At 59.6% G+C, this 26,944-nt stretch carries 27 protein-coding genes; 19 read left to right on the top strand and 8 right to left on the bottom strand.

Annotation, left to right across the window (positions count from 1 at the left end):
* Positions 1-50 precede the first annotated feature (50 nt).
* From AB4N92_RS05965 to AB4N92_RS05920, 10 genes are all read left to right on the top strand, one after another.
* Positions 51-944, top strand: coding sequence for a LysR family transcriptional regulator ArgP (locus AB4N92_RS05965; RefSeq protein ID WP_236266844.1), 894 nt, complete (start codon positions 51-53; stop codon positions 942-944).
* A 52-nt stretch (positions 945-996) separates the two neighbouring features.
* The gene (locus tag AB4N92_RS05960; protein WP_010208180.1) at positions 997-1,995 is read left to right on the top strand and encodes an NAD-dependent epimerase/dehydratase family protein; all 999 of its coding nucleotides are present in this window, start codon (positions 997-999) and stop codon (positions 1,993-1,995) included.
* Positions 1,996-2,109: 114 nt separating this feature from the next.
* Positions 2,110-2,955, top strand: a complete 846-nt coding sequence (locus AB4N92_RS05955; RefSeq protein ID WP_010208181.1) for an ATPase — start codon at positions 2,110-2,112, stop codon at positions 2,953-2,955.
* A gap of 115 nt (positions 2,956-3,070) precedes the next feature.
* The gene (locus tag AB4N92_RS05950; protein WP_236266843.1) at positions 3,071-4,330 is read left to right on the top strand and encodes a D-mannose isomerase; all 1,260 of its coding nucleotides are present in this window, start codon (positions 3,071-3,073) and stop codon (positions 4,328-4,330) included.
* Positions 4,331-4,434: 104 nt separating this feature from the next.
* Positions 4,435-5,721, top strand: coding sequence for an ABC transporter substrate-binding protein (locus tag AB4N92_RS05945; RefSeq protein WP_010208183.1), 1,287 nt, complete (start codon positions 4,435-4,437; stop codon positions 5,719-5,721).
* Between the two features lie 180 nt (positions 5,722-5,901).
* Positions 5,902-6,810 carry a carbohydrate ABC transporter permease gene (locus AB4N92_RS05940; protein ID WP_010208185.1) on the top strand — a complete coding sequence of 303 codons (909 nt, stop codon included), beginning with the start codon at positions 5,902-5,904 and terminating at the stop codon, positions 6,808-6,810.
* Complete coding sequence (locus tag AB4N92_RS05935) at positions 6,803-7,648, top strand: carbohydrate ABC transporter permease (protein WP_010208187.1); 846 nt, start codon at positions 6,803-6,805, stop codon at positions 7,646-7,648. The genes AB4N92_RS05940 and AB4N92_RS05935 overlap by 8 nt, the downstream gene beginning before the upstream one ends.
* 2 nt (positions 7,649-7,650) lie before the next feature.
* The gene (locus AB4N92_RS05930) at positions 7,651-8,811 is read left to right on the top strand and encodes an ABC transporter ATP-binding protein (RefSeq protein ID WP_010208189.1); all 1,161 of its coding nucleotides are present in this window, start codon (positions 7,651-7,653) and stop codon (positions 8,809-8,811) included.
* A gap of 85 nt (positions 8,812-8,896) precedes the next feature.
* Positions 8,897-10,243, top strand: coding sequence for a carbohydrate porin (locus AB4N92_RS05925; RefSeq protein ID WP_236266842.1), 1,347 nt, complete (start codon positions 8,897-8,899; stop codon positions 10,241-10,243).
* A gap of 102 nt (positions 10,244-10,345) precedes the next feature.
* Entirely contained in the window at positions 10,346-11,191 is an 846-nt protein-coding gene (locus tag AB4N92_RS05920) for a D-hexose-6-phosphate mutarotase (protein ID WP_010208191.1), read from the top strand.
* 142 nt (positions 11,192-11,333) lie between these two features.
* On the opposite strand, the gene AB4N92_RS05915 is transcribed toward AB4N92_RS05920, so the two are convergent.
* Positions 11,334-12,194: a MurR/RpiR family transcriptional regulator gene (locus tag AB4N92_RS05915; RefSeq protein WP_169898656.1), complete on the bottom strand. Its 861-nt coding sequence runs from the start codon at positions 12,192-12,194 to the stop codon at positions 11,334-11,336.
* 219 nt (positions 12,195-12,413) lie between these two features.
* On the opposite strand from AB4N92_RS05915, the gene zwf reads away from it, so the two are divergent.
* Genes zwf through AB4N92_RS05900 form a run of 3 tightly spaced genes read left to right on the top strand, consistent with a single transcriptional unit; the run spans position 12,414 to position 15,263 of the window.
* Positions 12,414-13,880 carry a glucose-6-phosphate dehydrogenase gene (gene zwf, locus AB4N92_RS05910; protein WP_010208198.1) on the top strand — a complete coding sequence of 489 codons (1,467 nt, stop codon included), beginning with the start codon at positions 12,414-12,416 and terminating at the stop codon, positions 13,878-13,880.
* Positions 13,867-14,580 (top strand): 6-phosphogluconolactonase, encoded by a 714-nt coding sequence (gene pgl / locus AB4N92_RS05905; protein WP_031290549.1) that lies wholly within the window; start codon positions 13,867-13,869, stop codon positions 14,578-14,580. Before zwf ends, pgl begins: the two co-directional genes overlap by 14 nt.
* Positions 14,581-14,597: 17 nt before the next feature.
* A complete protein-coding gene (locus tag AB4N92_RS05900) occupies positions 14,598-15,263 on the top strand; it encodes a bifunctional 4-hydroxy-2-oxoglutarate aldolase/2-dehydro-3-deoxy-phosphogluconate aldolase (protein ID WP_010208200.1) in 666 nt (221 codons plus the stop codon).
* Positions 15,264-15,356: 93 nt separating this feature from the next.
* On the opposite strand, the gene AB4N92_RS05895 is transcribed toward AB4N92_RS05900, so the two are convergent.
* Positions 15,357-16,532 carry an aminotransferase class V-fold PLP-dependent enzyme gene (locus AB4N92_RS05895; protein ID WP_236266841.1) on the bottom strand — a complete coding sequence of 392 codons (1,176 nt, stop codon included), beginning with the start codon at positions 16,530-16,532 and terminating at the stop codon, positions 15,357-15,359.
* Between the two features lie 12 nt (positions 16,533-16,544).
* Complete coding sequence (locus AB4N92_RS05890) at positions 16,545-16,781, bottom strand: DUF3820 family protein (RefSeq protein ID WP_010208204.1); 237 nt, start codon at positions 16,779-16,781, stop codon at positions 16,545-16,547.
* Between the two features lie 205 nt (positions 16,782-16,986).
* Between AB4N92_RS05890 and AB4N92_RS05885 the strand changes: the two genes are divergently transcribed.
* Positions 16,987-17,454, top strand: a complete 468-nt coding sequence (locus AB4N92_RS05885) for a ferritin-like domain-containing protein (protein ID WP_010208206.1) — start codon at positions 16,987-16,989, stop codon at positions 17,452-17,454.
* A 55-nt stretch (positions 17,455-17,509) separates the two neighbouring features.
* On the opposite strand, the gene AB4N92_RS05880 is transcribed toward AB4N92_RS05885, so the two are convergent.
* Positions 17,510-17,980 (bottom strand): MaoC family dehydratase, encoded by a 471-nt coding sequence (locus AB4N92_RS05880; RefSeq protein ID WP_010208208.1) that lies wholly within the window; start codon positions 17,978-17,980, stop codon positions 17,510-17,512.
* A 57-nt stretch (positions 17,981-18,037) separates the two neighbouring features.
* Positions 18,038-18,982, bottom strand: a complete 945-nt coding sequence (locus AB4N92_RS05875) for an alpha/beta hydrolase (RefSeq protein WP_044287762.1) — start codon at positions 18,980-18,982, stop codon at positions 18,038-18,040.
* A gap of 210 nt (positions 18,983-19,192) precedes the next feature.
* Between AB4N92_RS05875 and fadD2 the strand changes: the two genes are divergently transcribed.
* Both fadD2 and fadD1 read left to right on the top strand, forming a co-directional pair.
* Positions 19,193-20,881, top strand: coding sequence for a long-chain-fatty-acid--CoA ligase FadD2 (gene fadD2, locus AB4N92_RS05870; RefSeq protein ID WP_010208210.1), 1,689 nt, complete (start codon positions 19,193-19,195; stop codon positions 20,879-20,881).
* Between the two features lie 395 nt (positions 20,882-21,276).
* Positions 21,277-22,968 (top strand): long-chain-fatty-acid--CoA ligase FadD1, encoded by a 1,692-nt coding sequence (gene fadD1 / locus AB4N92_RS05865; protein WP_042571252.1) that lies wholly within the window; start codon positions 21,277-21,279, stop codon positions 22,966-22,968.
* A 114-nt stretch (positions 22,969-23,082) separates the two neighbouring features.
* On the opposite strand, the gene AB4N92_RS05860 is transcribed toward fadD1, so the two are convergent.
* On the bottom strand, positions 23,083-23,460 hold the full coding sequence (locus AB4N92_RS05860) for a hypothetical protein (protein ID WP_010208214.1): 378 nt from the start codon (positions 23,458-23,460) through the stop codon (positions 23,083-23,085).
* A 199-nt stretch (positions 23,461-23,659) separates the two neighbouring features.
* Here AB4N92_RS05860 and AB4N92_RS05855 point away from each other — a divergent pair, with 199 nt between their 5' ends.
* The 3 genes from AB4N92_RS05855 (at position 23,660) to def (ending at position 25,521) form a co-directional block, all read left to right on the top strand.
* The gene (locus AB4N92_RS05855) at positions 23,660-23,851 is read left to right on the top strand and encodes a CsbD family protein (protein WP_010208215.1); all 192 of its coding nucleotides are present in this window, start codon (positions 23,660-23,662) and stop codon (positions 23,849-23,851) included.
* Positions 23,852-24,027: 176 nt separating this feature from the next.
* Complete coding sequence (locus AB4N92_RS05850; RefSeq protein ID WP_010208216.1) at positions 24,028-24,978, top strand: YihY/virulence factor BrkB family protein; 951 nt, start codon at positions 24,028-24,030, stop codon at positions 24,976-24,978.
* 3 nt (positions 24,979-24,981) lie between these two features.
* On the top strand, positions 24,982-25,521 hold the full coding sequence (def, locus tag AB4N92_RS05845) for a peptide deformylase (protein WP_021491265.1): 540 nt from the start codon (positions 24,982-24,984) through the stop codon (positions 25,519-25,521).
* A gap of 127 nt (positions 25,522-25,648) precedes the next feature.
* Here def and AB4N92_RS05840 read toward each other — a convergent pair whose 3' ends face one another.
* On the bottom strand, positions 25,649-26,089 hold the full coding sequence (locus AB4N92_RS05840; RefSeq protein ID WP_021491266.1) for a GNAT family N-acetyltransferase: 441 nt from the start codon (positions 26,087-26,089) through the stop codon (positions 25,649-25,651).
* Positions 26,090-26,328: 239 nt separating this feature from the next.
* Positions 26,329-26,937 carry a glutathione transferase GstA gene (gene gstA, locus AB4N92_RS05835; RefSeq protein WP_236266839.1) on the bottom strand — a complete coding sequence of 203 codons (609 nt, stop codon included), beginning with the start codon at positions 26,935-26,937 and terminating at the stop codon, positions 26,329-26,331.
* Positions 26,938-26,944: the final 7 nt, after the last annotated feature.

Below are 26,944 nucleotides of genomic sequence, written 5' to 3'. Positions count from 1 at the left end.
CAGGCTGTATAAGAAAAACAAATATTGCTGATCGCTCATTAGAGAAAATGATGTTCGACTATAAATTGCTCTCTGCCCTGGCGGCAGTGGTGGAACAGGCGGGCTTCGAGCGCGCCGCCCAGGTGCTGGGATTGTCGCAATCGGCAATCTCACAGCGCATCAAGTTGTTGGAGGCGCGTGTTGGCCAGCCGGTACTGGTGCGGGCCACACCGCCGATGCCCACCGATATCGGCCGTCGCCTGCTCAACCATGTGCAGCAGGTGCGCCTGCTGGAGCGGGACCTGCAAAGCCAGGTGCCGGCACTGGACGAGGAAGGCATGCCCGAAAGGCTGCGCATCGCGTTGAATGCTGACAGCCTCGCCACGTGGTGGGCCGAGGCCGTCAGTGGGTTTTGCGCCGAACATCATCTGCTGCTGGATCTGGTGGTGGAAGACCAGACCGTTGGCCTCAAACGCATGCGGGCCGGGGAGGTGGCGGCCTGTATCTGTGCCAGCGAGCGGCCAGTGGCGGGCGCGCGCAGCCTGTTGTTGGGCGCCATGCGTTATCGCGCGCTGGCCAGTCCGGCCTTTATCGCCCGGCACTTTCCCCAGGGCGTACGCGCGGACCAACTGGCGCGCACTCCTGCGTTGGTATTTGGGCCGGATGATTTTCTGCAGCACCGCTACCTGGCATCCCTCGGCGTGGACGGCGGTTTCGAGCATCATTTATGCCCATCGTCGGAAGGCTTTATCCGCCTGACGGAAGCCGGCCTGGGCTGGGGGCTGGTGCCGGAATTACAGGTTCGCGACCAACTGGAAAAGGGCATATTGGTCGAATTGTTGCCAGATAAGCCCATCGATGTGCCGTTGTACTGGCATCATTGGCGCAGTGGTGGGCAACTGTTGAGTCTGTTGACCGATCACCTGGCCCAGGCATGTGGTCAATGGTTGGTGCCGTTGGAGTGATGGCGCGCGTCAAGGCAACAGCGATGAAAAACGAAAGAACATGGGGTAATACATGAAGATTCTGGTCACCGGCGCAAGCGGCTTCATTGGCGGGCGCTTTGCGCGTTTCGCCCTGGAGCAGGGCCTGGACGTGCGGGTCAACGGGCGACGTGCCGAAGGTGTGGAGCACTTGGTCAGGCGCGGCGCCGAGTTTATCCAGGGTGATCTGAATGACGCCGACCTGGTGCGTGACCTGTGCCGTGACGTCGAAGCCGTGGTGCATTGCGCTGGCGCCGTGGGCTTGTGGGGCAAGTATCAGGACTTTCACCAAGGCAACGTGCTGGTGACCGAGAACGTCGTCGAAGCCTGTCTCAAACAGCACGTCGGGCGTTTAGTGCATCTGTCGTCGCCATCCATCTACTTTGACGGCCGCGATCATCTGGGCCTGACCGAAGAACAAGTGCCCAAGCGCTTCAAGCACCCCTATGCCGCCACCAAGTACCTGGCCGAGCAGAAGGTGTTCGGTGCCCAGGAGTTCGGCCTCGAAGTGATTGCACTGCGCCCGCGCTTCGTCACGGGCGCGGGTGACATGAGCATCTTCCCGCGCCTGCTGAAAATGCAGCGCAAGAACCGCCTGGCCATTGTCGGTGACGGCCTGAACAAGGTGGACTTCACCAGCGTGCACAACCTCAACGAAGCGCTGCTCAGCAGTTTGCTCGCGCCGGGCTCGGCATTGGGCAGGGCCTACAACATCAGTAACGGTGCGCCGGTACCGGTGTGGGATGTGGTCAACTATGTGATGCGTCAAATGGAACTGCCTCAGGTGACGCGTTACCGGTCCTATGGCTTGTCCTACAGCGTGGCGGCGCTCAACGAAGCGTTTTGCGCGATGTGGCCAGGGCGTCCGGAACCGTCGCTGTCGCGGCTGGGTATGCAAGTGATGAACAAAGATTTCACCCTCGATATCAGCCGTGCCAGGCATTATCTGGACTACGAGCCCAAAGTCAGCCTGTGGACCGCCCTCGACGAGTTCTGCAGTTGGTGGAAAGCCCAGGATCCGGGGTTCAAGTAAGCACACAAGCGGCAACACTTCGGGAACCGAATCTGGCGTTCCGGGTCGATCAGTGCGCCGGGAGCGCGGTTTATACTCCCGTCGCTCGCCACTTCACCGATTCAGGGTTGATACATGCGTAACGATGCTAAAGACGACTTCGACAACGTTCCCAGCCTGCGGGCCGATCTCGGGGATGACGATGATTTCGAACCGACCCCGGCCACCTCGGTGCGGTCGCGCAACACCAAGGTCGTCAAGGTCAAGAGCGCCAGCACCGGGCCACTGTGGGCCTTGATCGGCGCACTGCTGATCGCCTTTGCGGGCCTGGCCTGGTGGAGCTTCCAGCAGATCTCCTTGATGGGGCAGCAGTTGGTGGCCACCCAGGAAAGCTTTGCGCGCATCAGCGAAGAAGCGGCGGGGCGCCTGCAGGATATTTCCGGCAAGGTCGTGGCCAGTGAAGCGAGCGTCAACAATGGCAGCGAAGCGCTGAAACTGCAGATCAAGCAGTTGGAAAGCCAGTTGCTGGAGCAGGGCAAGCAGCAGGTCGGCGTGGCCGGGCAAGCCACCGAACTGGATAAGCGCCTGGCGCAAATGACGGCGAGCACCACTGAGCTGTCCAACGCCAACAGCAAACTGCAAGGCCAGGTCCAGGCCTTGACCGACGCCGTGGCGACGCTCAAGGCGGCACAAGGTGACGCTTCCAGGCGCGATAATGAAATCAAGGAACTCACTGCTGACGTGGCCGCTTTGAAAAAGCAGGGCAACCCGAGCGCTGCTATCGCGCGCATCGAGCAGGACCTTGTGGTCCTCAAGAGCGCCCAGGACAACCCGCCGTCCAACAGCGATGCGCCCACCAATAAAGAGTTCGACGTGTTCCGTATCCAGACCACGCGCAATATCACCACCCTGCAAAGCCAGGTGCAGAACCTGAACCAGCAACTCAACGCGCCGGCGAAGGTCACCCCGTTAGGGCAATAAGGCTGTCGATGGAAATGTCACCACTTGGTGACATTTCACTTCCCCTTCGTTACATGCCGCCGCCGCGCCCTTGTTTAGACTCCGGTCATCCCACAAAAAACAATAAGGGCCACCCATGATCACGCAACCACTGCCTGCCAGCAGTTGGCTGAACGCGCCTGCCCATTACGTTTGGCTTGCAGCCGAGGGCCAGCGCCTGCTGGCGTTCGCCAAAGCGTCTCGACTGCCCGATGGCTTTGGCAACCTGGACGACAAAGGCCAATTGCCGGCCGATGCTCACGCCGAAACCATGAACACCGCCCGCATGACCCACAGCTTCGCCATGGCCCACGCCTTGGGTTTGCCAGGGTATGCCGAGCTGGTGGCGCACGGTGTTGCAGCCCTCAGCGGCGCGCTGCGTGACAGTGAACACGGTGGCTGGTTCGCCGCGCCCCACGCCCTCGATGGCAACCGTGGCAAGGCCGCCTACCTGCATGCCTTCGTCGCCCTGGCCGCCAGCTCGGCGGTAGTAGCAGGCGCGCCCGGTGCATCCACCCTGTTGAACGACGCCATCCATATCATCGACCATTTTTTCTGGAGCGAAGAGGAGGGCGTGATGCTCGAATCCTTTGCCCAGGACTGGAGCGGGGTCGAAGCCTATCGCGGCGCCAACAGCAACATGCACGCCACCGAAGCCTTTCTCGCCCTGGCCGATGTCACGGGCGATACGCGCTGGCTGGACCGCGCGTTGCGCATTGTCGAGCGTGTGATTCATACCCACGCTGCCGGCAACCAGTTCATGGTGATCGAACATTTCGACACACACTGGCACCCCTTGCTCGGCTACAACGAAGACAACCCCGCCGACGGCTTCCGCCCCTACGGCATTACCCCCGGCCACGGTTTCGAGTGGGCGCGGCTGGTGTTGCACCTTGAAGCCGCGCGCCTGCAAGCCGGGCTCGTCACACCCGAATGGCTGGTGGCCGACGCCAAGGGGTTGTTCGCCAGCGCCTGCGAATACGCCTGGTCCGTGGATGGCGCCCCCGGCATTGTTTACACCCTCGACTGGAACCACCGCCCGGTGGTGCGCGAACGCCTGCACTGGACCCATGCCGAGGCCAGCGCGGCGGCCCAGGCCTTGCTCAAGCGCACGGGCGAGTTGCACTACGAAACCTGGTACCGGCGTTTCTGGGAATTTTGCGAGACCCACTTTATCGACCATCTCCACGGCAGCTGGCACCACGAGCTCAGCCCGCACAACCAACCCAGCAGCAACATCTGGGGTGGCAAGCCAGACCTGTACCATGCCTGGCAAGCGGTATTGCTGCCTGCGCTGCCGCTGGCGCCAAGCATGGCCAGTGCCATCGGAACGGGGCGCTATGTCACCAACTGGTGACATTTGTGCATCCCTTTGTTACCTGCGCCTTAAAAAACCCTGTTTAAACTCCGTGCAGCGCAAGCCTAAGACTTGCATGCATAACAACAAGAAAAGGTACTCAGATGAACGCGATTAATCGCCTCGCCGTCGCTATTTCCATTGCCTCGTTGTTTCCCCTCAGTGCATTTGCCGCCGACTCCAAAGGGACGGTTGAAGTTGTGCATTGGTGGACCTCGGGCGGTGAGAAGGCGGCCGTGGATGTCCTGAAGGCCCAAGTCGAGAAAGATGGTTTCGTCTGGAAAGACGGCGCCGTCGCAGGTGGCGGGGGCGCCACTGCCATGACCGTGCTGAAAAGCCGCGCGGTCGCCGGTAACCCGCCAGGTGTTGCCCAGATCAAAGGCCCCGACATCCAGGAATGGGCGTCCACCGGCCTGCTCGACACCGACGTGCTCAAAGACGTCGCCAAAGAAGAGAAGTGGGACTCTCTGCTCGACAAGAAAGTCTCCGATACCGTGAAGTACGAAGGTGACTACGTCGCTGTGCCGGTCAACATCCACCGCGTGAACTGGCTGTGGATCAACCCGGAAGTCTTCAAGAAAGCCGGTATCACCAAAAACCCGACCACCCTCCAAGAATTCTACGCAGCCGGCGACAAGCTCAAGGCCGCGGGTTTCATTCCGCTCGCCCACGGTGGACAGCCTTGGCAGGACAGCACCGTATTCGAAGCGGTCGTTCTGTCGGTGATGGGGGCCGATGGCTACAAGAAAGCTCTGGTCGACCTGGATAACGGCGCGCTGACCGGTCCGGAAATGGTCAAGGCGCTGACCGAACTGAAGAAAGTCGCAACCTATATGGACGTCGACGGTAAAGGTCAGGACTGGAACCTCGAAGCGGGCAAAGTCATCAACGGCAAGGCCGGCATGCAGATCATGGGTGACTGGGCCAAGTCCGAGTGGACCGCCGCCAAGAAAGTCGCCGGCAAGGACTACGAGTGCGTAGCGTTCCCGGGCACCGACAAAGCGTTCACCTACAACATCGACTCCCTGGCGGTGTTCAAGCAGAAAGACAAAGGCACGGCTGCTGGCCAGCAGGACATTGCCAAAGTCGTACTGGGTGAAAACTTCCAGAAAGTGTTCAGCATCAACAAGGGGTCGATCCCTGTTCGCAACGACATGCTGAACAAAATGGATTCCTACGGCTTCGACTCCTGCGCCCAGACCGCTGCCAAGGACTTCCTGGCAGACGCCAAGACCGGTGGCCTGCAGCCAAGCATGGCGCACAACATGGCCACTACCCTGGCGGTGCAAGGTGCGTTCTTTGATGTCGTGACCAACTACATCAACGACCCGAAAGCCGACCCGGCCGACACCGCCAAGAAGTTGGGCGCTGCGATCAAGTCTGCCAAGTAAGGCCTGGTAGCGGTTTTTTGTAGGTGCTGGGCGTGTGTGGGAGCGGGCTTGCTCGCGAAGGCATCACCGCGGTGTAACAGCTACACCGCGTCGCCTGCTTCGCGAGCAAGCCTGCTCCCACATAAAGCCAGCGTCACAAGGTTTATTGGCTGGTCCTTTTTCCCTGTATTGGATTTTCCCATGAGTTCTGTTGCTGTGTTCAGCAAAGCCTCGCCGTTCGATGCACTGCAGCGCTGGCTACCCAAACTGGTGCTGGCGCCCAGCATGTTCATCGTGCTGGTGGGCTTCTATGGCTACATCCTGTGGACGTTTGTGCTGTCGTTCACCAATTCCACGTTCCTGCCAACCTACAAATGGGCGGGGCTTGCGCAATACGCGCGCTTGTTCGACAACGACCGCTGGTGGGTGGCGAGCAAGAACCTGGCAGTCTTTGGCGGGATGTTTATCGGCATCACCCTGGTCATCGGCGTGACCCTGGCGATCTTCCTCGACCAGAAAATCCGCCGCGAAGGCTTCATCCGCACCATTTACCTGTACCCGATGGCGCTCTCGATGATCGTCACGGGTACGGCCTGGAAATGGCTGCTCAACCCAGGCATGGGCCTGGACAAACTCCTGCGTGACTGGGGCTGGGAAGGCTTCCGTCTCGACTGGCTGATCGACCCGGACCGCGTGGTCTATTGCCTGGTGATCGCTGCCGTCTGGCAAGCCTCGGGTTTCATCATGGCGATGTTCCTCGCCGGCCTTCGCGGTGTGGACCAATCCATCGTGCGCGCCGCGCAGATCGACGGCGCGAGCATGCCGCGCATCTATTGGAGCGTGGTGCTGCCAAGCCTGCGCCCGGTGTTCTTCAGTGCGGTGATGATCTTGGCGCACATTGCGATCAAGAGCTTCGACCTGGTGGCGGCGATGACCGCTGGCGGCCCGGGCTACTCGTCCGACTTGCCAGCGATGTTCATGTACTCGTTCACCTTCAGCCGTGGCCAGATGGGCATGGGCTCGGCCAGTGCAATCCTGATGCTCGGTGCGATCCTCGCGATCATCGTGCCTTACCTCTACTCCGAGCTGAGGACCAAACGTAATGACTAGTCTCGCTTCCAAACCTGCTATCAGCCTGAGCCGCATCGCGATCTACGCGGTGCTGATCCTCGCCGTGCTGCTGTACCTGGTGCCGCTGGTGGTGATGCTGCTCACCAGCTTCAAGACCCCGGAAGACATCAGCAGCGGCAACCTGCTGAGCTGGCCGACCGTGGTCACCGGTATTGGCTGGGTCAAGGCCTGGGCTACCGTGGATGGCTACTTCTGGAACTCGATCAAAATCACCGTTCCGGCCGTACTGATCTCCACCGCCATCGGTGCGTTGAACGGGTATGTGCTGTCGTTCTGGCGCTTCAAAGGCTCCCAGCTGTTCTTCGGCCTGCTGTTGTTCGGCTGCTTCCTGCCGTTCCAGACCGTGCTGCTGCCGGCCTCGTTCACCCTGGGCAAGATGGGCCTGGCCAGCACCACCACCGGCCTGGTGTTTGTGCACGTGGTCTACGGCCTGGCGTTCACTACGCTGTTCTTCCGTAACTACTACGTGAGCATTCCGGATGCACTGATCAAGGCCGCGCGCCTGGACGGTGCGGGCTTCTTCACCATCTTCCGTCAGATCATTCTGCCGATGTCGACACCGATCATCATGGTCTGCCTGATCTGGCAGTTCACCCAGATCTGGAACGACTTCCTGTTCGGCGTGGTGTTCTCCAGTGGTGACTCCCAGCCCATCACCGTGGCGCTGAATAACCTGGTCAACACCAGCACCGGGGCCAAGGAATATAACGTGGATATGGCGGCGGCGATGATCGCCGGGCTGCCGACCCTGCTGGTCTATGTGATCGCAGGCAAGTATTTCGTGCGCGGCCTCACAGCCGGCGCGGTCAAGGGGTAATCATGGCTACGCTTGAACTTCGCAATGTAAACAAGACCTATGGCGCCGGCCTGCCCGACACCTTGAAGAACATCGAACTGTCGATCAAGGAAGGCGAATTCCTGATCCTGGTCGGCCCTTCGGGGTGCGGCAAGTCCACGCTGATGAACTGCATCGCCGGCCTTGAGACCATCACCGGCGGCGCGATCATGATCGGCGACCAGGACGTGAGCGGCATGAGCCCCAAGGATCGCGACATCGCCATGGTGTTCCAGTCCTACGCGCTGTACCCGACCATGAGCGTGCGCGAGAACATCGAGTTCGGCCTCAAGATCCGCAAGATGCCCCAGGCCGATATCGACGCCGAAGTGGCGCGCGTGGCCAAGCTGCTGCAGATCGAACACCTGCTCAACCGCAAGCCGGGCCAGCTGTCCGGCGGCCAGCAACAGCGCGTAGCCATGGGCCGTGCCTTGGCGCGTCGGCCGAAGATCTACCTGTTCGACGAACCGCTGTCGAACCTTGACGCCAAGCTGCGCGTCGAGATGCGTACCGAAATGAAACTGATGCACCAGCGCCTCAAGACCACCACGGTCTATGTGACCCACGACCAGATCGAAGCGATGACCCTGGGCGACAAGGTCGCGGTGATGAAGGACGGCATCATCCAGCAGTTCGGCACGCCGAAAGAGATCTACAACAACCCGGCCAACCAGTTCGTGGCGAGCTTTATCGGTTCGCCGCCAATGAACTTCGTGCCGCTGCGCCTGCAACGCAAGGACGGTCGCCTGGTGGCCCTGCTCGACAGCGGCCAGGCCCGTTGCGAACTGGCGCTGAACACCACGGAAGCCGGCCTGGAAGACCGCGACGTGATCCTGGGCTTGCGCCCGGAGCAGATCATGTTGGCGGCAGGCGAGGGCGACAGTGCGTCGAGCATTCGTGCCGAAGTGCAGGTCACCGAGCCGACCGGTCCGGACACCCTGGTGTTCGTGCAACTCAATGACACCAAAGTCTGCTGCCGCCTGGCACCCGACGTGGCACCGCAGGTGGGCGAGACCCTGACCCTGCAATTCGATCCTTCCAAGGTACTGCTGTTCGACGCCAACACGGGCGAGCGGTTGGGCACTGCTTCTTCATTGCCCGCACAGGGGCATGCCGACAATGTGGCCCAATTCAAAGGCCGTTGAAGCAGATAAGTTGTTGTTTTAGATAAAAAATGTAAACCACGTTAGATAAAAACAGTTTAATAACAATAAAGACGAGGATGTAGGGATGAAAAAGCAACACAACAACACTCGGCTGATCTGCCAACTGTCAGCTGCAGCAGCCCTGGTATTGTCCGCCAATGCGATGGCAGACGATGCATTCAGCTCCAGTTCCAAGTGGATGACGGGCGATTGGGGTGGCGAGCGTACCAAGCTGATCGAGCAAGGTATCGACATCAAGGCCGACTACGTTGGGGAGATGGGCTACAACGCCAAAGGTGGTTACAACGACGACAAGACCGGTCGCTACTCTGACCAGTTCGGTCTCGGTGTGGCACTGGACCTGCAAAAGCTGTGGGGCTGGGATAACACCCAGGCCAAGATCCAGTTGACCAACCGTAATGGCCAGAACATCTCCAACGACCGCATTGGCGACCCGCGTGCCGGCACGCTGAGTTCGTCCATGGAAGTGTACGGCCGTGGCCACATGGTGCGTTTGACCCAGTTCTGGATCCAGCACCAGATGTTCGACAACAAGTTGGACGTGAAGCTCGGTTACTTCGGTGAAGGCGAAGACTTCAACACCTTCCCGTGCGACTTCCAGAACCTGTCGTTCTGCGGCTCGCAAGTGGGTAACTACGTCAACACCTGGTACAACTGGCCCGTCAGCCAGGCCGCGATCCGCGTGAAGTACAACATCACGCCTGAGCTGTATGCGCAAATTGGTGCGTACAACCAGAACCCTTCGCAACTGGAGCACGGTAACGGCTTCAAACTCAGCGGCAGCGGCACCAAGGGCACTGTGATTCCGGTGGAATTGGTCTGGTCGCCGAAGGTCAACAACCTGCCGGGCGAGTACCGTGTGGGTTACTACAAGAGCGCGGCCGATGCACCGGACGTGCGTGAAGACGTCAACGGCAACGATGCGGTCATCACCCGTGCAGACTTCCGTACCCGCAGCAGCAAGAAAGGTTACTGGTTCGTTGCCCAACAGCAACTCACCACGCATAACGGCGATGCTTCGCGCGGCCTGAACATCGCGGCCAACGCAACCTTCCACGACAAGGAAACCAACCTGGTCGACAACTACCAGTCGTTGATGCTGGTGTACAAAGGCCCATTCGACGCGCGTCCAAAAGATGACGTCGGCATTGGCGTCGCTCGCCTGCATGTCAACAATGATGTGAAGAAGAACGCTGAACTGCTCAACGCCGCCAATGGTGTGAGCGACTACGACAACGCGCTGTACACGCCGATTCGTGAGACCGAGTACAACGTTGAACTCAACTACGGTTTCCACGTCACCAACTGGCTGACTGTGCGTCCTAACCTGCAATACGTCGTCCAGCCTGGCGGCGTGGACAAAGTCGACAACGCGTTGGTAGCGGGCCTGAAAATTCAGTCTACGTTCTAACGCTGTTGCGATAAGCTCCTTCTCTCTGTGCGCATTTTGCGGGTAGCCATGGCTACCCGCTTTTTTTGGGGCGCATTGTGATGATATTCAGGACCGTGGCACATGCACGAGCAACCGCTGCAACGCTTTTTCAAATCCCTGCGCGAGCGCCCGGTGTTCGCCTGGGAGCGCTTCCAGATGCGTGATGTGTTGGTGATCGACCATCCGCTGTGCCAGGCGGTGTTCAGTCGTCAGGGCGCGCAGTTGTTGCACTTCCAGCCCCGTGGCCAGAAACCCTGGCTGTGGTGCGCAGCCAAATGGCCGCAAGTCGGCGCCATCCGAGGTGGCGTGCCGGTGTGCTGGCCGTGGTATGGCCGCCATCCGAGCGAAAATGCCTGGCCTTCCCATGGGTGGGCGCGGCTGATCGACTGGAAGCTGCTCGACAGCAGTACCGACGACGATGGCGTACATCTGCACTGGCAATTACAGCTTTGCGACTGGCAGGTCGACCTGCACGCGCATTTGGGCGAAGCCCTGGAACTGCGCCTGAGCACCGAGCATCAAGACGAGCTGCCGTGCCAATTGAGCCACGCTTTGCATGCTTACTGGCGTATTGGTCACGTCGATGAGATAGCGCTGTCTGGGCTCGACGGTGCGCAAGGTTACGACCAGCTCAATCGCCAGGTTTGCCAGCAGGAAGGCGAACTGCGGGTGGAGGGCGGGTGCCAGCGGGTGTTTCAGCACGAGGGCGAATTGCAGCTCAAGGACCACGCCTGGCAGCGCGAACTGTGCATCGACACCGGCGACAGCGCCGACACCGTCGTATGGCATCCCGGCAGCCGGCCGCTGTTGGGGGTGAGCTTTAACGAGGCGTCGGGATTTGTGTGCGTAGAGTCGGCGATGGCCGGGGCCAGCTTGGCGCCGGGGGAGAGGGCGCACCTTAGTTTGCAGGCCAGGGCGGGGGCTTAACGGTGCGGCTGATGGCCCCATCGGGGGCAAGCCCCCTCCCACATGGGTGCTGTGTGGTGCCTACAAGCTATTAGCACTGAAGATCAAGTGTGGGAGGGGGCTTGCCCCCGATGAGGCCAATAAAGCCAACATAAATGCTGACTCAGTTGAACTCATCCCCCACCGGATACCGGCTGTCATTCAAACTCTCTTTGATCTTGCGCAGATGCGGCTGGAAATCCACGCCACGGCGCAAGGTCATGCCAGTCGCCAGCACATCCAGCACCGTCAACTGAATGATCCGTGAGGTCATCGGCATATAGATGTCGGTGTCTTCGGGCAGCGGGATATTCAGGCTGACGGTACTGGCCTTGGCCAGCGGCGAGTTCTCGGCGGTTACGCCCAGCACCGATGCACCGTTTTCCCGGGCGATACGCGCCACTTCCACCAGTTCGCGGGTGCGCCCGGTGTAGGAAATAATCACGAAAAGCTCGCCCGTGTGGGCCACCGAGGCGATCATGCGTTGCATCAGCACGTCGGCGTGGGCGGTCACTGCCAGGTTGAAGCGGAAAAACTTGTGCAGCGCATCCATGGCCACCGGTGCCGAAGCACCCAGGCCGAAGAAGTGGATCTGCCGCGCTTGGATCAACAGATCCACGGCCTTGCTGATCAGGGCAGGGTCCAGTGCCTGGCAGGCGGCGTCCAGCGAGGCGATGGCGCTGCCAAAGATCTTCTGGGTGTAGGCCTCGGGGTTATCATCTGCCTCCACGGCGCGGCTGACGTACGCGGCGCCACTGGCCAGGCTTTGCGCCAACTGCAATTTAAGTTCAGGGTAACCGCTGACGCCGAACGAACGGCAGAAACGGTTGACCGTCGGTTCACTGACCGAAGCGGCTTGGGCGAGGGCTGCGATGGAGAAGCGGGTCGCCTGCTGCGGGTTGAGCAGGATGACCTCGGCAACTTTTTTCTCAGCCTTGTTCAATTCTTCGAGGCGGTTCCGGATCTGTTCCAGAAGATTTCGCACGCGGTCCATTCAGTCTTTCCTTCGGGCGACGATGCAAATAAAGGGTGGCAACCAATCGACGAGTGGCCTTTTGCGGTGGCCTATCCTACTGAGGGTAGCTGAACACCACCACTCGGAATGCGTATTTCGGGAAAATGTTGTGGTTATTACTACATTTTTCCTTGAGTGATGCCTTGAAAAAAGGTATTTGTAGCTTAACTTGATAAAAGAACAAACATCATGCCTTCGATAACCGTAGAACCCTGCACCTTTGCCCTGTTTGGCGCCTTGGGTGATCTGGCGCTGCGCAAGTTATTTCCTGCCCTCTATCAACTCGATGGCGCCACGCTCCTGCACGACGACACGCGCATCCTGGCCTTGGCCCGTGAAGCCGGTTCCGAGCAACAGCACCTGGCGCACATTGAACAAGAACTGCGTAAATACGTCGGCAAGGAGCTGGATGAAACCGTCGCCCAGCGGTTCCTGGCGCGCCTGACCTATGTTCACGTCGACTTCATGAAAGCCGATGACTACGTGGCCCTGGCGGACATCGCTGGCACCGAACAACGCTTGATCGCTTACTTCGCCACCCCGGCGGCGGTGTATGGCGCGATCTGCGAGAACCTGTCCAAGGTCGGCCTGGCGGAAAACACCCGCGTGGTCCTGGAAAAGCCCATCGGTTCGGACCTGGAGTCCTCGCGCAAGGTCAACGACGCCGTGGCGCAGTTTTTCCCGGAAAACCGCACCTACCGCATCGACCACTACCTGGGCAAAGAGACGGTACAAAACCTGATCGCCCTGCGTTTCGCCAACAGCCTGTTCGAAACCCAGTGGAACCAGAACTACATCTCCCACGTGGAAATCACCGTGGCCGAGCAGGTCGGTATCGAAGGCCGTTGGGGCTATTTCGACAAGGCAGGCCAGCTGCGGGACATGATCCAGAACCACCTGCTGCAGCTGCTTTGCCTGATTGCCATGGACCCGCCGGCCGACTTGTCCGCCGACAGCATCCGCGACGAGAAGGTCAAGGTGCTCAAGGCCTTGGCGCCGATCAGCCCGGATGGCCTGACCACCCAAGTCGTCCGCGGCCAGTACATCGCTGGCTACAGCGCCGGCAAGCCGGTGCCGGGTTACCTGGAAGAAGAGAATTCCAACACCCAGAGCGACACCGAGACGTTCGTCGCCCTGCGTGCCGATATTCGCAACTGGCGTTGGGCCGGGGTGCCGTTTTACCTGCGTACCGGCAAGCGCATGCCGCAAAAGCTGTCGCAGATCGTCATCCACTTCAAGGAACCGTCCCACTACATCTTCGCCCCGGAGCAGCGCCTGCAGATCAGCAACAAGCTGATCATCCGCCTGCAACCGGACGAAGGTATTTCCTTGCGCGTGATGACCAAGGAGCAGGGCCTGGACAAGGGCATGCAACTGCGCAGCGGCCCGCTGCAACTGAATTTTTCCGACACCTACCGCAGCGCCCGTATTCCGGATGCCTACGAGCGGTTGTTGCTGGAAGTGATGCGCGGCAATCAGAACCTGTTTGTTCGCAAAGATGAAATCGAAGCCGCGTGGAAGTGGTGTGACCAGTTGATCGCCGGGTGGAAGAAGTCCGGTGATGCGCCCAAGCCGTACGCGGCGGGGTCCTGGGGGCCGATGAGCTCGATTGCACTGATCACGCGGGATGGGAGGTCTTGGTATGGCGATATCTGAATTGAAACTGCCGCAGGGCGTAACGCCCCACGAGTACCGCACACCGGCACTGTTGGCGGAAGGTTTGGCCAATGATGTGGCCGAGCAACTGCGCACGGCCGTCAGTGCCCGCGGCGAGGCGACCCTGGTGGTGTCCGGTGGCCGCAGCCCCGTGGCGTTCTTCCAGCATCTGGCCAAGCAGGGGTTGGACTGGTCCAAGGTCACCATCACCCTGGCCGACGAACGCTGGGTGCCGGTGGAGCACGCCGACAGCAATGCTGGCTTGCTCAAGCAGCATTTGCTGCAAGGCCCGGCGGCCAAGGCCAAGTTCTTGAGCCTCTATAGCGCCGCGGCCAATCTTGAAGAAGCTGCCGAGCAGGCCGATCGCCTGCTGGGCGAGTTGCCAGCCATCGATGTGCTGGTGCTGGGCATGGGTGACGACGGTCACACCGCGTCGCTGTTTCCAAACAGCCCGAACCTCGCCGAAGCGCTGAAGGCCGACGGTACCCGCCGTTGCTGGCCGATGCTGGCGCCGACCGTGCCGCATCAGCGCCTGACCATGAGTCGCGCGTTGCTGGCGACGGCTAATTACACCGTGCTGTCGATCTCCGGCAGTTCGAAATTGACCACCTTGAGCGCCGCGCTGGCCAGTGACGACGTCTCTGCCATGCCGATTCGCGCGTTTCTGCAACCTACATTAGAGATTTACTGGTGCCCATGAGCCAAGGATCAGCCGCTATGAAAAGCCCTCAACCGACCGTGTCCATGGCGGATAAAGTTGCCCTGATCGACAGCCTCTGCGCCAAGGCGCGGATCCTGCCGGTGATCACCATCGCCCGCGAGCAGGACATCCTGCCGCTGGCCGATGCCCTGGCAGCCGGTGGTTTGACCGCATTGGAAGTGACCCTGCGTTCCGAGTTCGGCCTCAAGGCCATTCAGGTACTGCGTGAACAACGCCCTGAACTGTGCACCGGTGCTGGCACCGTGCTCGATCGTCACATGCTCGAAGCCGCCGAAGTGGCGGGTTCGCAATTCATCGTCACTCCAGGCATCACCCGTGACCTGCTGGAAGCCTCGGTACACAGCCCGATCCCCCTGCTGCCGGGCATCAGCAATGCCTCGGGCATCATGGAAGGTTATGGCCTGGGCTATCGCCGCTTCAAACTGTTCCCGGCCGAAGTCAGCGGCGGCGTTGCTGCAATCAAGGCTCTGGGCGGCCCGTTCGGCGAAGTGAAATTCTGCCCGACCGGCGGCGTCGGTCCGGCCAACATCAAACACTACATGGCGTTGAAAAACGTGATGTGCGTGGGCGGTAGCTGGATGCTGGACCCTGAATGGGTCAAGAACGGCGACTGGGCCCGCATCCAGGAAGTCACCGCCGAGGCGCTGGCGCTGCTGGATTGATCTGCTTTTACTGAATCGTTGTTGCTGTGCTTAACGGCATTTTTGCGGTGCACTTGGTCGGTGTACCGCTTTTTTTTGCCTGTAGAAAAGTGCCTATGCGGCGCTCAATTCGGTGATGGCTTTGACCAGCACGGCCATCTCGGTTGCCGAAGTCACCAACCCCGGTGTCACCCGAATACAGGTGCCAAATGACGCTCCCTCACGGGTGGTGGTGAACAGGTTGTAGTCCTTGAGCAAACGATCCGTCATCACCTGCTGATCCCGGCCAATGAACTTGAATGCTGTAATCCCGCCATACAGCCGTGGGTCATCTGGCGTCAGCACCTCGATCCCCGGCAATCTCCGCACTTGGCTTACCCACACGTCCCGCAAGTAGTTCACCCGTGCGCCCTTGGCCGCCGCGCCACCCAATTGCTGGTGTTCTTCCAGTACCAGCGGCAAGGTCATCAGGGCCGGAAAGTTCGGCGTGCTGTAGGGCGTACGTGCGCGAACGTCGGTGGCGGGGTAGTGACATTCGCCCATGTCCGGATCAATGTCTGCCAGACGTTCCGGGGCGATGTACAAAAAGCCCAGGGTCAGTGGGGCGCCGATCCACTTGTGCAGGTTGAAGCCAGCAAACTGGATACCCAACTCGGCGAGGTTGAATTCGATCTGGCCCAGGGCATGGGCGCCGTCGAGGATTATATCGATACCCTGCTTGCGCGCAGCCTGGGCAATCGCTGCCACGGGCATGATCAGGCCGGTGCGGTGGGTCACGTGGGTCAGCGCCATCAGCTTCAAGCGCGGGTACTGCATGAACGCATCGCGATACGTCTGCACCAGGCTGTCGAAACTCGCCGGGTGGGTGTGGGACAGTTCGATGACTTCCACGCCGCGATAGCCCGCCAGCCAGCGCATGGCACCTTTCACCGTGTCGTATTCCAGGTCGCTGATCAGCACCTGATCGCCCGGTTGCAGGCGGTTGTAGTTGCGGATCAGGGATTGCAGGGCTTCGGTGGCGTTGCGGGTGAAGGCCACCGCTGCCGGGTCGGCGTCGATCAGCCCGGCCAGTTGGCGGCGGATCGCGTCGTTTTCGACTCGCTCGAATTGCTGGCGTACATGCAGCGAGTTGCTGCGGTTGATAAACGCAACGTGTTCCAGGTATTGCGTCTGAACCGCTTGGCTCATGCGGCCGAAGTAACCGTTCTCCAGGTTGATCGGGCCGGGTTCCAGCGCATAGCGCTGGGCGATGGTGTGCCAGTGACGCTCGTTGTCTGCATTCCGTGGCATAGGCTGGGCTCTTTAATGACGAGGGGCGGGTTTGCCGTGTTTGGCGCGTAGCGGTTCAAGTAATTCAGACAACCCGTTGCTGTCGATTTCCTGCATCAACGCCAGCAACCCGCCCAGCTCGCCGTGGGGGAAACCTTCGCGGGCAAACCAGTTCAGGTAGGGGCCAGGCAGGTCGGCGATGATCCGCCCCTTGTATTTGCCGAAGGGCATTTCGCGGGTGATCAGCAATTCGAGTTTTTCGGGATTCATGGAGGCTCAGGTGTGTGTATCGAGACCTTGGAAAATACAGGCATTCTGCATGAAGGCCAAATGACAGATCATGCAAATAGCGTAGATACAGATGGTTCAATTTATCGTAACTAATTGAAATATAAGGATAATCATATTTTTGAAAACCTGGCACGGGCGCTGCAACCATTAAGACAACCTTCTAACCCGTACAAGGAATTGAAAAATGACTGACATCAATAAAGAATCGATCTCCGTACTGAACGACCTGATCGAGACCAGCATCGACGGCCAAAAGGGTTTCAAGGAGTGCGCTGAAGACATCAAGCACCCAGAACTCAAAGCCTTGTTTGCCAAGCGTTCCGCCGACTGCGCCACTGCCGCCGCTGAACTGAAAACCGCCGTACGTGCCCTGGGCGGCGATCCGGAAGATTCCGGCAGCGTTGCCGGCGCACTGCACCGCGGTTGGGTCGACGTCAAGTCGATGCTCACCGGCAAGGATGAAGAGGCTGTGCTGAACGAAGCCGAGCGCGGTGAAGACCACGCCCTGAAGGCTTACAAAGAAGCGATCGAGAAGATCAACAAGCACAACCTGCTGGGCATTCGTGATCTGGTTGAGCGTCAGTACCACGGCGTACAACGCAACCACGACCAGGTGAAAGCCCTGCGTAACCAGGCTCGCGCTCAGTCTTGAGGCGCCGCTGAATAGAAAAAGCCCCGCAGATGCGGGGCTTTTTTATGCGCGACGATCAGCCGATGCTGATCGGTGGCAACTCGGTCAAGGTCACGACCTGCTGCTTACGCGGTGCAAGGATCTCCGCCTCGCCGTCCACCACCAACTCATCACGCTGGTTGAACACGCGGGTGGCGATACGCACACGGAATTTCGGCAGCTTTTCGAGAATTTCCAGGCGCACGGTCAGGGTGTCGCCAATTTTCACCGGCTTCTGGAAGCTCATCTGCTGGCCGATATAGATGGTGCCCGGTCCAGGCAACTCGCAGGCAACGGCCGCGCTGATCAGGGCGCCGCTGAACATGCCATGGGCGATACGCTCCTTGAACATGGTCGCCTTGGCGTACTCGGCATCCAGGTGCACCGGGTTGTGGTCACCGGACATCGCGGCGAACAGCTGGATATCGCGCTCTTCCACCAATTTGCTGTAGCTGGCGGTCTGGCCGACTTCGAGGGCTTCGTACGGGGTGTTGGTTACCTGGGTCATCTAAAGGTGCATCCTGTGGCTAATCGGTAATTTAAAATGTTGATTCTAAACGATAAATTATTCGCAGCGAGCCGGCCTGCGCAGTGTCAGCGCCTGGTCGATCCACGCCAGTACATCTGCCGTGACAGTGTCGCGATTGGTTTCGTTGAACACTTCATGACGCGCTTGCGGGTAGATAGTCAGTTGCAGGTGCTGGCAACCGGCTTCGCGCAAGGCGTTGGCCAGACTGTTGAGACGCTTGCCCTCACTCACCGGATCACATTCGCCGCCCATCACCAGGATCGGCAGGCCCGGATCGATCTGCGCGAGATTGGACGCTTTGCTGATTTGCTGCAAGCCGCCGAGCAGGTCGATCCATAGTTGATTGGTGCAGCGGAACCCGCACAGTGGGTCGTTGATGTACTTGTCCACCTCACTCGGATCACGGCTGAGCCAGTCGAACGCGGTGCGATTGGGTTTGAAGGCTTTGTTGAATGATCCAAACGACAGGAATTCGATCAGCGCACTGCGCCCGCGCAGCCCCTGGCGCAAGCGCTCGAGCCGCGCAATTACCCTAGCGGCGCGGTACAGCGCCACCGGCTGGAAATTCGAACCGCTGAGAATCGCCCCATTCAGACTGGCACTGTGGTGCAGCAGGTAGGCCTGGGCGATATAGCTGCCCATGCTGTGGCCCAGCAGAATGATCGGCAACCCCGGCTGTTGCTGGCCGATATGCTGGTTGAGGCTGGCCAGGTCGCCCACCACCTTGTTCCAGCCGTCCGTCTCGGCGTACAGGCCCAAGGTGCCTTCATCGGCGGTACGACCATGGCCGCGCTGGTCCAGCGCATAAAGGCCGTAGCCGGCACCGCACAGGGCCTCGGCCAGGCGTGCATAGCGCCCACTGTGTTCGGCCATGCCGTGGGACAGCATCACCACGGCCTTGGCTGGGCCCTCGGGCATCCAATGATTGACGTACAGGCGGCTGCGGTCATTCGCGGTCAGCCAGAAGGTGCTGTGGTTCATGGCGCTTCCTTTGCTCAGGGTCGTTGCAGTGTATAGCTCATCTATTGACGGGCGGCGTATCTGCCTGCGCATCAGAGGCAAGATTCATACAATCAATGACACGGTTTGGCGTATTTGCCTGTTTAGCCATAACTGCTAACGTCCCCAAAGCTCCGCTTTTTATAGCTGTAGGAAAGCGGCCGGACACACTCAGGTAAGAGGACAAGAATAATGCAACCTGATTTCTGGAATGACAAACGCGCAGCGGGCGTTCCCAATGACATCGACCTGTCGGCCTACAAGTCGGTGATCGAGGTCTTCGAGCGTTCCTGCAAGGCTTTTGCCGACCGTCCGGCATTCAGCAACATGGGCATCACCCTGACTTACGCCGAGCTTGAGCGCCAGAGTGCAGCGTTCGCCGGTTACCTGCAGCAGCACACCGACCTCAAGCCGGGCGATCGCATTGCGGTGCAGATGCCCAACGTACTGCATTACCCGATTGCCGTATTCGGCGCTTTGCGCGCCGGGCTGATTGTGGTCAACACCAACCCGCTGTACACCCCGCGCGAGATGCGTCACCAGTTCAAGGACGCCGGCGTGCGTGCGCTGGTCTACCTCAACCTGTTCGGCTCGCGCGTGCAGGAGGTGTGCAGCGATACCGAGATCGACTACTTGATCGAAGCCAGGATGGGCGACTTCATGCCCACCGCCAAGGGCTGGCTGGTCAACACCCTGGTCGACAAGGTCAAGAAGATGGTTCCGGCCTACAGCCTGCCGCGTGCAGTGGCGTTCAAGCGCGCCCTGCACATGGGCGCGGGCCTGGGCGTGACGCGCCATCCGGTGACCCTGGACGATATCGCCGTGCTGCAATACACCGGCGGCACCACCGGCCTGGCCAAGGGCGCGATGCTCACCCACGGCAACCTGGTGGCGAACATGCAACAGGTGCGCGCCTGCATGTCCCAGACCGGAGATGACGGTCACCCGCTGATCAAGGAAGGGCAGGAGGTGATGATCGCGCCGCTGCCGCTGTACCATATCTATGCCTTCACGGCGAATTGCATGTGCATGATGGTCTCGGGCAACCACAACGTGCTGATCACCAACCCGAGGGACATCGGCGGCTTTATCAAGGAGCTGAAAAAGTGGCGCTTCACCGGGTTGCTGGGGCTTAACACGCTGTTCGTGGCGTTGATGGACCATCCGGACTTCAAATCCCTGGATTTCTCCCACCTCAAGCTCACCAACTCCGGCGGCACCGCGTTGATCAAGGCGACCGCCGAGCGCTGGCAGCAGATCACCGGTTGTGCCATCGGCGAGGGTTATGGCCTGACGGAAACGTCACCGGTGGCCAGCACCAACCCCTACGGCAACAAATCCCGCCTGGGCACCGTGGGCATCCCCGTGCCGGCCACGGCCATGAAGGTGATCGATGATCATGGCGTCGAGTTGCCATTGGGCGAACGCGGCGAGTTGTGTATCAAGGGCCCGCAGGTGATGAAAGGCTACTGGCAGCAACCCGAGGCCACTGCCGAAGCGCTGGACGCGGAAGGCTGGCTCAAGACCGGTGATATCGCCGTCATCGATGAGGAGGGTTTTGTAAGCATCGTTGACCGCAAGAAAGACCTGATCATCGTGTCGGGCTTCAACGTGTACCCCAACGAGATCGAAGATGTGGTGATGGCGCATCCTGCCGTGGCCAACTGCGCGGTAATCGGCGTGCCGGACGAGCGCACAGGGGAGGCGGTGAAGCTGTTTGTGGTCGCGCGTGCCGAGGGGGTGAGCCTTGAGGAGTTGAAGGCCTACTGCAAGACCAACTTCACGGGGTACAAGGTGCCCAAGCATATTGTGTTGCGTGACTCGTTGCCGATGACACCGGTAGGCAAGATTTTGCGCAGGGAGCTGCGCGACATCGCCTGACCATGAATTGAAATGCAATCAAACGGTGGGAGGGGGCTTGCCCTCGATAGCGGTAGATCAGTCGATATATTCAGTGACTGAAATGCCGCCATCGGGGCCAAACCCCCTCCCACTTTGTTTTTAATTGGGCTGAAAACCCTATTCCAGAGCCTTTTACTCGGAGATTTTAGCTTCGCTAAAAGTGTGACCAATTATTGTAGGACAGTCGTGTTTATGACCGTAGGGCTCCCTTTTGGCTCTAGGCGGCCCCAGGCAAAGCTGCTACTCTCGGCGCGCTTTGTGACGTCTCGGCCTGCTTGAAAGCGCCAGATTCACCAAAAAACATACACCAATAATAATCGCATCAAATGCGATGATGAATTCGCGTCGCTGACGTCGCTGAGGAGTGGGCTTCCATGAACGAAGACTTTTGGAAGGATAAGTACCCCGCCGGGATTGCTGCAGAAATCAATCCAGACGAGTATCCGAATATTCAGGCGGTACTGAAGCAGTCCTGCCAGCGCTTCGCCAACAAACCGGCTTTCAGCAACCTGGGCAAGACAATCACCTACGGTGAGTTGTACGAATTGTCCGGCGCCTTCGCCGCGTACCTGCAACAGCACACCGACTTGAAGCCCGGCGATCGAATCGCCGTGCAACTGCCCAACGTCCTCCAATACCCGGTCGCCGTGTTCGGCGCCATCCGCGCCGGCCTGATCGTGGTCAATACCAACCCGCTGTACACCGCGCGGGAAATGGAGCACCAATTCAACGACTCCGGCGCCAAGGCCCTGGTATGCCTGGCCAACATGGCGCACCTGGCGGAAAAGGTCGTGCCCAAGACCGCCGTCAAGCACGTGATCGTCACCGAAGTCGCCGACCTGTTGCCGCCGCTCAAGCGTCTGCTGATCAACAGCGTCATCAAGTACGTGAAGAAAATGGTCCCGGCCTATCACTTGCCCAACGCGATCAAATTCAATGACGTGCTCGCCAAGGGGCACGGCCAACCGGTCAGCGACGCCAGCCCGGCCAGCAGTGATGTGGCCGTGCTGCAATACACCGGCGGCACCACCGGCGTGGCCAAGGGTGCGATGCTCACCCACCGCAACCTGGTCGCCAACATGCTGCAATGCAAGGCGCTGATGGGTTCCAACCTCAATGAAGGCTGCGAGATCCTGATCACCCCGCTGCCGCTGTACCACATCTATGCGTTCACCTTTCATTGCATGGCGATGATGCTGATCGGCAACCACAACATCCTGATCAGCAACCCGCGCGACCTGCCGGCGATGGTCAAGGAACTGTCGAAGTGGAAGTTCAGCGGCTTTGTCGGCCTGAACACCCTGTTCGTGGCGCTGTGCAACAACGAGGCGTTCCGCAAGCTGGACTTCTCCGCGCTGAAAGTCACCCTGTCCGGTGGCATGGCCCTGCAACTGGCAGCGGCCGAGCGCTGGAAGGCCGTGACCGGGTGTGGCATCTGCGAAGGCTATGGCATGACCGAAACCAGCCCGGTGGCCACCGTGAACCCGATCCAGCATATCCAGATCGGCACCATCGGCATTCCGGTGCCGTCCACTGTGTGCAAAGTGATTGCCGACGACGGTACTGAACTCGCCCTGGGTGAAACCGGCGAGCTGTGCGTCAAAGGCCCGCAAGTGATGAAGGGCTACTGGCAGCGCCAGGACGCCACCGACGAGATGCTCGACAGCGAAGGCTGGCTCAAGACCGGTGACATCGCGATCATCCAGCCTGACGGCTACATGCGCATCGTCGACCGCAAGAAGGACATGATCCTGGTCTCGGGCTTCAACGTGTACCCCAACGAGTTGGAAGATGTGCTGGCAGGCCTGCCGGGTGTGCTGCAGTGCGCGGCTATCGGTGTGCCGGACGAGAAGTCCGGGGAGCACATCAAGCTGTTCATCGTGGTCAAGCCGGGTGCAACCCTGACCAAAGAGCAGGTGATGGAGCACATGCGCGCCAACGTCACCGCCTACAAGGTGCCCAAGGCCGTGGAGTTCCGCGATGCGTTGCCGACCACCAACGTGGGCAAGATCCTGCGGCGTGAGTTGCGCGACGAAGAGTTGAAGAAGCTCGGTCTTAAAAAGTAACGCTATACCAATGTGGGAGGGGGCTTGCCCCCGATAGCGGTTTATCAGTCAGCAATCTGTAGCTGACACACCGCCATCGGGGGGCAAGCCCCCTCCCACATTTTTATACGTTTTCTACAGGGCGAACTGGGCGAAGCCCACGCCAGCGCCAGCCGGGCGCACATCTTTCAAGAACGAATCCTTGTCTGCGCTCAGCTCCAGGGTGATCTCCGGCTTGCGCTTGCCCGCATTACGCACCACCAACCCTTCGATGTGCTCACGCAAAAACGCCGTCGGCACCTTCAGGTGCAGCAACTGGTCGGTCTCGGCATTGTGCATCAACAGGTGGATCCACTCGTACTGGCCCACGGCAATACGGCCCACCGGGAGGTCAAACCACCAGATGTTGCGTTTGCGGTCCAGGTCGGTGAAATGGCAGTTGTTGACGCCGAGTACGGCACCGCCCAATTCGGTGTTTCTGCGGGCGATGGCCTGTGCTTTATTGAGTTTCATAACCTTCCTACGGGATCTGTTATTCAGCGTTTCAGCCTGAATGTGCCGGGCATTCTCATGGGTTGGCGGCAAAACATAAAGCCAAACCTGCGGCCGGCGATGAAATGCGTGGGCAAAAATAATTGAAACTCTCCCAAACGGCCTTGGGTCAATCTTTAGGTAATGACCAAAACCCTTGATTGTTCTCAGGAGAAATACCATGGGCAGCACAGCGGATAAGGCAAAAGGTTTGGCGAATGAAGCCGTCGGCAACATCAAGCAAGGTGTGGGTAAAGCCACGGATAACACCAAGCTGCAGACCGAAGGCAAGGTTCAGGAAAAGAAAGGCGAAGCTCAGCAAGCTGTCGGTAAGGCCAAAGATGCGGTGAAGAAAACCATCGACAAAGCCTGACCCGGCTGACTGCGAATGCGCAGCCACGCGGCCATCCACGGATGGCCGTTTTTGTGTCACCTGATGCAGTTAAGATTTCGAAATTGTTTCAAGGTCGCCAAATAGTCTACCTTGATGTAGAAAACGGCCCCTGAGTCGCCCACGAACTCAACTTTTTTGCGGCGAAAGGAGACGCTATGATTTTCCCGGTTCTCGATGGTCTCAAGCTGCACAAAGTGCTGTTGCGCACCGTCAAGGAATTCGTCGACGACGAAATGCCCACTTACGCCTCGGCACTGGCCTACCAGATGCTGTTCTCGCTGTTTCCCTTCCTGCTGTTCCTGATTGCCCTGATCGGTTTCCTGCATTTGCCGGACTTCTTTACCTGGCTGCGCCTGCAGTCGGAACTGGTGTTGCCGCCCCAGGCGCTGGAGCAGGTCAACCCGGTGATCGACCAGTTGCAGCAATCCAAGGGTGGCCTGCTCTCGGTGGGTATCGTGATCGCACTGTGGACGGCCTCGGCCGGCGTGCGCCTGATGATGAGCGCGATGAACGCCGCCTATGACGTGGTTGAAGGCCGCCCGATCTGGAAGCGCTTCCCGCTGTCGATTTTCTACACCGTCGGCATCGCCGGCATGCTGTTGGCCGCCGCCGCGTTGATGGTGCTGGGCCCGCAGGTGATGGAGTGGCTGGCCGGACAGATTGGCATGCAGGAGTTCGTGGTCACGTTATGGACCATCCTGCGCTGGCCGTTGATCGTTATTTTGCTGATGTTCGCCGTGGCCCTCATGTACTACGTGATGCCTGACGTCGAACAGAAATTCCGCTTCATCACGCCCGGCTCGGTGCTGGCGGTGGTGGTGTGGATCGTCGCGTCACTGGGGTTTGGCTACTACGTCAAAACCTTTGCCGACTACAACGCCATGTATGGCAGTATCGGCGCCATCATCGTATTGCTCCTGTACTTCTACATTTCCGCCGCCGTGCTGTTGCTGGGCGCGGAGATGAATGCGGTGATCGAGCACATGTCCGCCGAGGGCAAGGATCCGGGTGAAAAAGAGTTTGACGAGCCCGGCCACACCGGTGAAAAACAGCACGTCTCAGGCCTCGGCCGGGACCACTCCAAGCCCACTGCCGATGAAGTCTGATCGATGATCCGTGAAATCCTGAAAATGGGCGACGAACGCCTGCTGCGTATCGCGCCCCCGGTTCCGCCGGAAATGTTCGACAGCCCCGAGCTGTGGCAATTGATCGATGACATGTTCCAGACCATGGAGCACGTGGGGGGCGTCGGCCTGGCCGCACCGCAGATCGGTGTCGACCTGCAATTGGTGATCTTCGGTTTCGAGTCCAGCGAACGCTACCCGGACGCACCGCCGGTGCCACAGACGATCCTGATCAACCCGCTGATCACGCCACTGAGCCCAGTGCTGGAAGAGGGGTATGAAGGTTGCCTGTCCGTGCCCGGTTTGCGGGGTGCGGTGGATCGTTACCAGCAGATTCGCTATGAGGGGTTCGATCCCAAGGGCGAGCCGATTGTGCGCATCGCCGAGGGTTTTCATGCGCGGGTGGTGCAGCACGAGTGCGATCACCTGATCGGGCGGTTGTATCCGTCGCGGATTACCGACTTCACGAAGTTCGGCTTTATCGAGGTGATGTTTCCGGACATGGACCCCACCGCCGACGAGTAGCGTTCAGGCCCAATGAGGCCGAACTGTGGGGCGGGCTTGCTCGCGAATGCGGGGTGTCAGTCGCCAATAATGTTGACTCCCCCAGCACATTTCGCGAGCAAGCCCGCTTCCACGGTTGGAATGCGTTTCAAGCAAGGTTATTTGCAGTCGATCTCACCAAACGATCCAAGCCCATCGCGATCATCGGCTTGTTGCGCTTGTAGCGTACCCAGCGTTCGCTGAGGGATTGCGGGAGCACAGTGTTCTGGGTGAAACCCATGCGTTGGTACAAGCCTTCCAGGTCCGGATGACATAGCAACCACACGGTGCCTTCCACCTCGGCCACGGCTGCATCAATCACACGCTTCGCCAAGCCCTGGCCACGATACGCGGGGTCGACAAACACCCCGGTCAACCACTGCCCACCGACCACCGGCGTCAGGCACAGCCCGGCGACAATCTCGCTTTCACGCGCCACCCATAGACGCCCGCCCTTGAGCGCCTTCATCGACGAATTGTGGCTGCGGTAAAACTTGTTCAGCAGCGGCCACAGGGGCTCTGCCAGCGGTTCGATATGCAAGTTGGGCATGGTGTTCAGGCGGCGTTATCAAGGGCCGAGGATTATAAGCGCCTTCTGCCGGGCAATAGGTGGTATACCCAGTGCTACATCCCCTTTCAGTGGAGCATGCATCATGGCCAAAGGTATGGATTCAAAGAGAGCCGCGAAAAAGAAACCGGCAAAGACCGCCGACGAAAAACGCGCCGACAAGAAAGCCAAGAAAACCGAGACAGGTCTGTTCGGTCACTGAGACCCGTTTTTGAACGAACTCAGCTTTTGGGGGACTCGGCGGCCAGCGCGGCAATCACGGCTGGTCGCTGACCCACCCGCTGCTCAAACGCCGCCAGCGCCGGCCATTCGCGCAGATCAATCGCGTGGAGGGCCGCCCAGCGTAGCACCACGAACAGGTACGCATCCGCCACTGAGTACTGCGCCCCCAGCAAATAATCCTGGCGCTCCAGCGTCTGCACCAGCACGGCAAATCGCTTGAACAGCGTGGCCTGGAACATGGCCCGCACCTCGCCCTGAATCACGCCGTTGAAGAACACTGCCAACCCACCGTGCACTTCGGTGGCGATAAAATTCAGCCATTCCTGCAAACGCACGCGCTCCCAGCTGCCATTGGCCGGCGCGAGATTCGCTGTGGGTTTCAGGTCGGCCAGGTACTGCAGGATCGCACTCGCTTCAGTCAGCACCTGGCCGTTGTCCAGTTTCAGCGCCGCAACATAGCCTTTGGGGTTGATCTGCAGGAAGTCTTCGCCCTCGGCGGTGGTCTTGGCCTGGTTATCCACCAGCATCAGGTCGAAGGGAATCGCCAATTCGCGCAGCACGATATGCGGGGCGAGGGAACAGGCATGGGGGAAGAAATACAGTTTCATCTGGGGC

The organism is Pseudomonas sp. S3_A09 (genome assembly GCF_054668065.1).
This window is presented reverse-complemented; position numbering and strand designations above follow the sequence as displayed.

Coding starts and splice junctions, on each gene's coding strand:
- AB4N92_RS05890 (WP_010208204.1), bottom strand. CDS start 16,781: ATGAATCCCGAAAAACTCGAATTGCTGATCACCCGCGAAATGCCCTTC.
- AB4N92_RS05860 (WP_010208214.1), bottom strand. CDS start 23,460: ATGAAACTCAATAAAGCACAGGCCATCGCCCGCAGAAACACCGAATTG.
- AB4N92_RS05920 (WP_010208191.1), top strand. CDS start 10,346: ATGCACGAGCAACCGCTGCAACGCTTTTTCAAATCCCTGCGCGAGCGC.
- AB4N92_RS05935 (WP_010208187.1), top strand. CDS start 6,803: ATGACTAGTCTCGCTTCCAAACCTGCTATCAGCCTGAGCCGCATCGCG.
- AB4N92_RS05895 (WP_236266841.1), bottom strand. CDS start 16,532: ATGCCACGGAATGCAGACAACGAGCGTCACTGGCACACCATCGCCCAG.
- AB4N92_RS05945 (WP_010208183.1), top strand. CDS start 4,435: ATGAACGCGATTAATCGCCTCGCCGTCGCTATTTCCATTGCCTCGTTG.
- AB4N92_RS05930 (WP_010208189.1), top strand. CDS start 7,651: ATGGCTACGCTTGAACTTCGCAATGTAAACAAGACCTATGGCGCCGGC.
- AB4N92_RS05965 (WP_236266844.1), top strand. CDS start 51: ATGTTCGACTATAAATTGCTCTCTGCCCTGGCGGCAGTGGTGGAACAG.
- AB4N92_RS05925 (WP_236266842.1), top strand. CDS start 8,897: ATGAAAAAGCAACACAACAACACTCGGCTGATCTGCCAACTGTCAGCT.
- AB4N92_RS05955 (WP_010208181.1), top strand. CDS start 2,110: ATGCGTAACGATGCTAAAGACGACTTCGACAACGTTCCCAGCCTGCGG.
- AB4N92_RS05950 (WP_236266843.1), top strand. CDS start 3,071: ATGATCACGCAACCACTGCCTGCCAGCAGTTGGCTGAACGCGCCTGCC.
- gstA (WP_236266839.1), bottom strand. CDS start 26,937: ATGAAACTGTATTTCTTCCCCCATGCCTGTTCCCTCGCCCCGCATATC.
- AB4N92_RS05900 (WP_010208200.1), top strand. CDS start 14,598: ATGAAAAGCCCTCAACCGACCGTGTCCATGGCGGATAAAGTTGCCCTG.
- AB4N92_RS05960 (WP_010208180.1), top strand. CDS start 997: ATGAAGATTCTGGTCACCGGCGCAAGCGGCTTCATTGGCGGGCGCTTT.
- fadD2 (WP_010208210.1), top strand. CDS start 19,193: ATGCAACCTGATTTCTGGAATGACAAACGCGCAGCGGGCGTTCCCAAT.
- AB4N92_RS05885 (WP_010208206.1), top strand. CDS start 16,987: ATGACTGACATCAATAAAGAATCGATCTCCGTACTGAACGACCTGATC.
- AB4N92_RS05875 (WP_044287762.1), bottom strand. CDS start 18,982: ATGAACCACAGCACCTTCTGGCTGACCGCGAATGACCGCAGCCGCCTG.
- fadD1 (WP_042571252.1), top strand. CDS start 21,277: ATGAACGAAGACTTTTGGAAGGATAAGTACCCCGCCGGGATTGCTGCA.
- AB4N92_RS05880 (WP_010208208.1), bottom strand. CDS start 17,980: ATGACCCAGGTAACCAACACCCCGTACGAAGCCCTCGAAGTCGGCCAG.
- AB4N92_RS05940 (WP_010208185.1), top strand. CDS start 5,902: ATGAGTTCTGTTGCTGTGTTCAGCAAAGCCTCGCCGTTCGATGCACTG.
- pgl (WP_031290549.1), top strand. CDS start 13,867: ATGGCGATATCTGAATTGAAACTGCCGCAGGGCGTAACGCCCCACGAG.
- AB4N92_RS05850 (WP_010208216.1), top strand. CDS start 24,028: ATGATTTTCCCGGTTCTCGATGGTCTCAAGCTGCACAAAGTGCTGTTG.
- AB4N92_RS05840 (WP_021491266.1), bottom strand. CDS start 26,089: ATGCCCAACTTGCATATCGAACCGCTGGCAGAGCCCCTGTGGCCGCTG.
- zwf (WP_010208198.1), top strand. CDS start 12,414: ATGCCTTCGATAACCGTAGAACCCTGCACCTTTGCCCTGTTTGGCGCC.
- AB4N92_RS05855 (WP_010208215.1), top strand. CDS start 23,660: ATGGGCAGCACAGCGGATAAGGCAAAAGGTTTGGCGAATGAAGCCGTC.
- def (WP_021491265.1), top strand. CDS start 24,982: ATGATCCGTGAAATCCTGAAAATGGGCGACGAACGCCTGCTGCGTATC.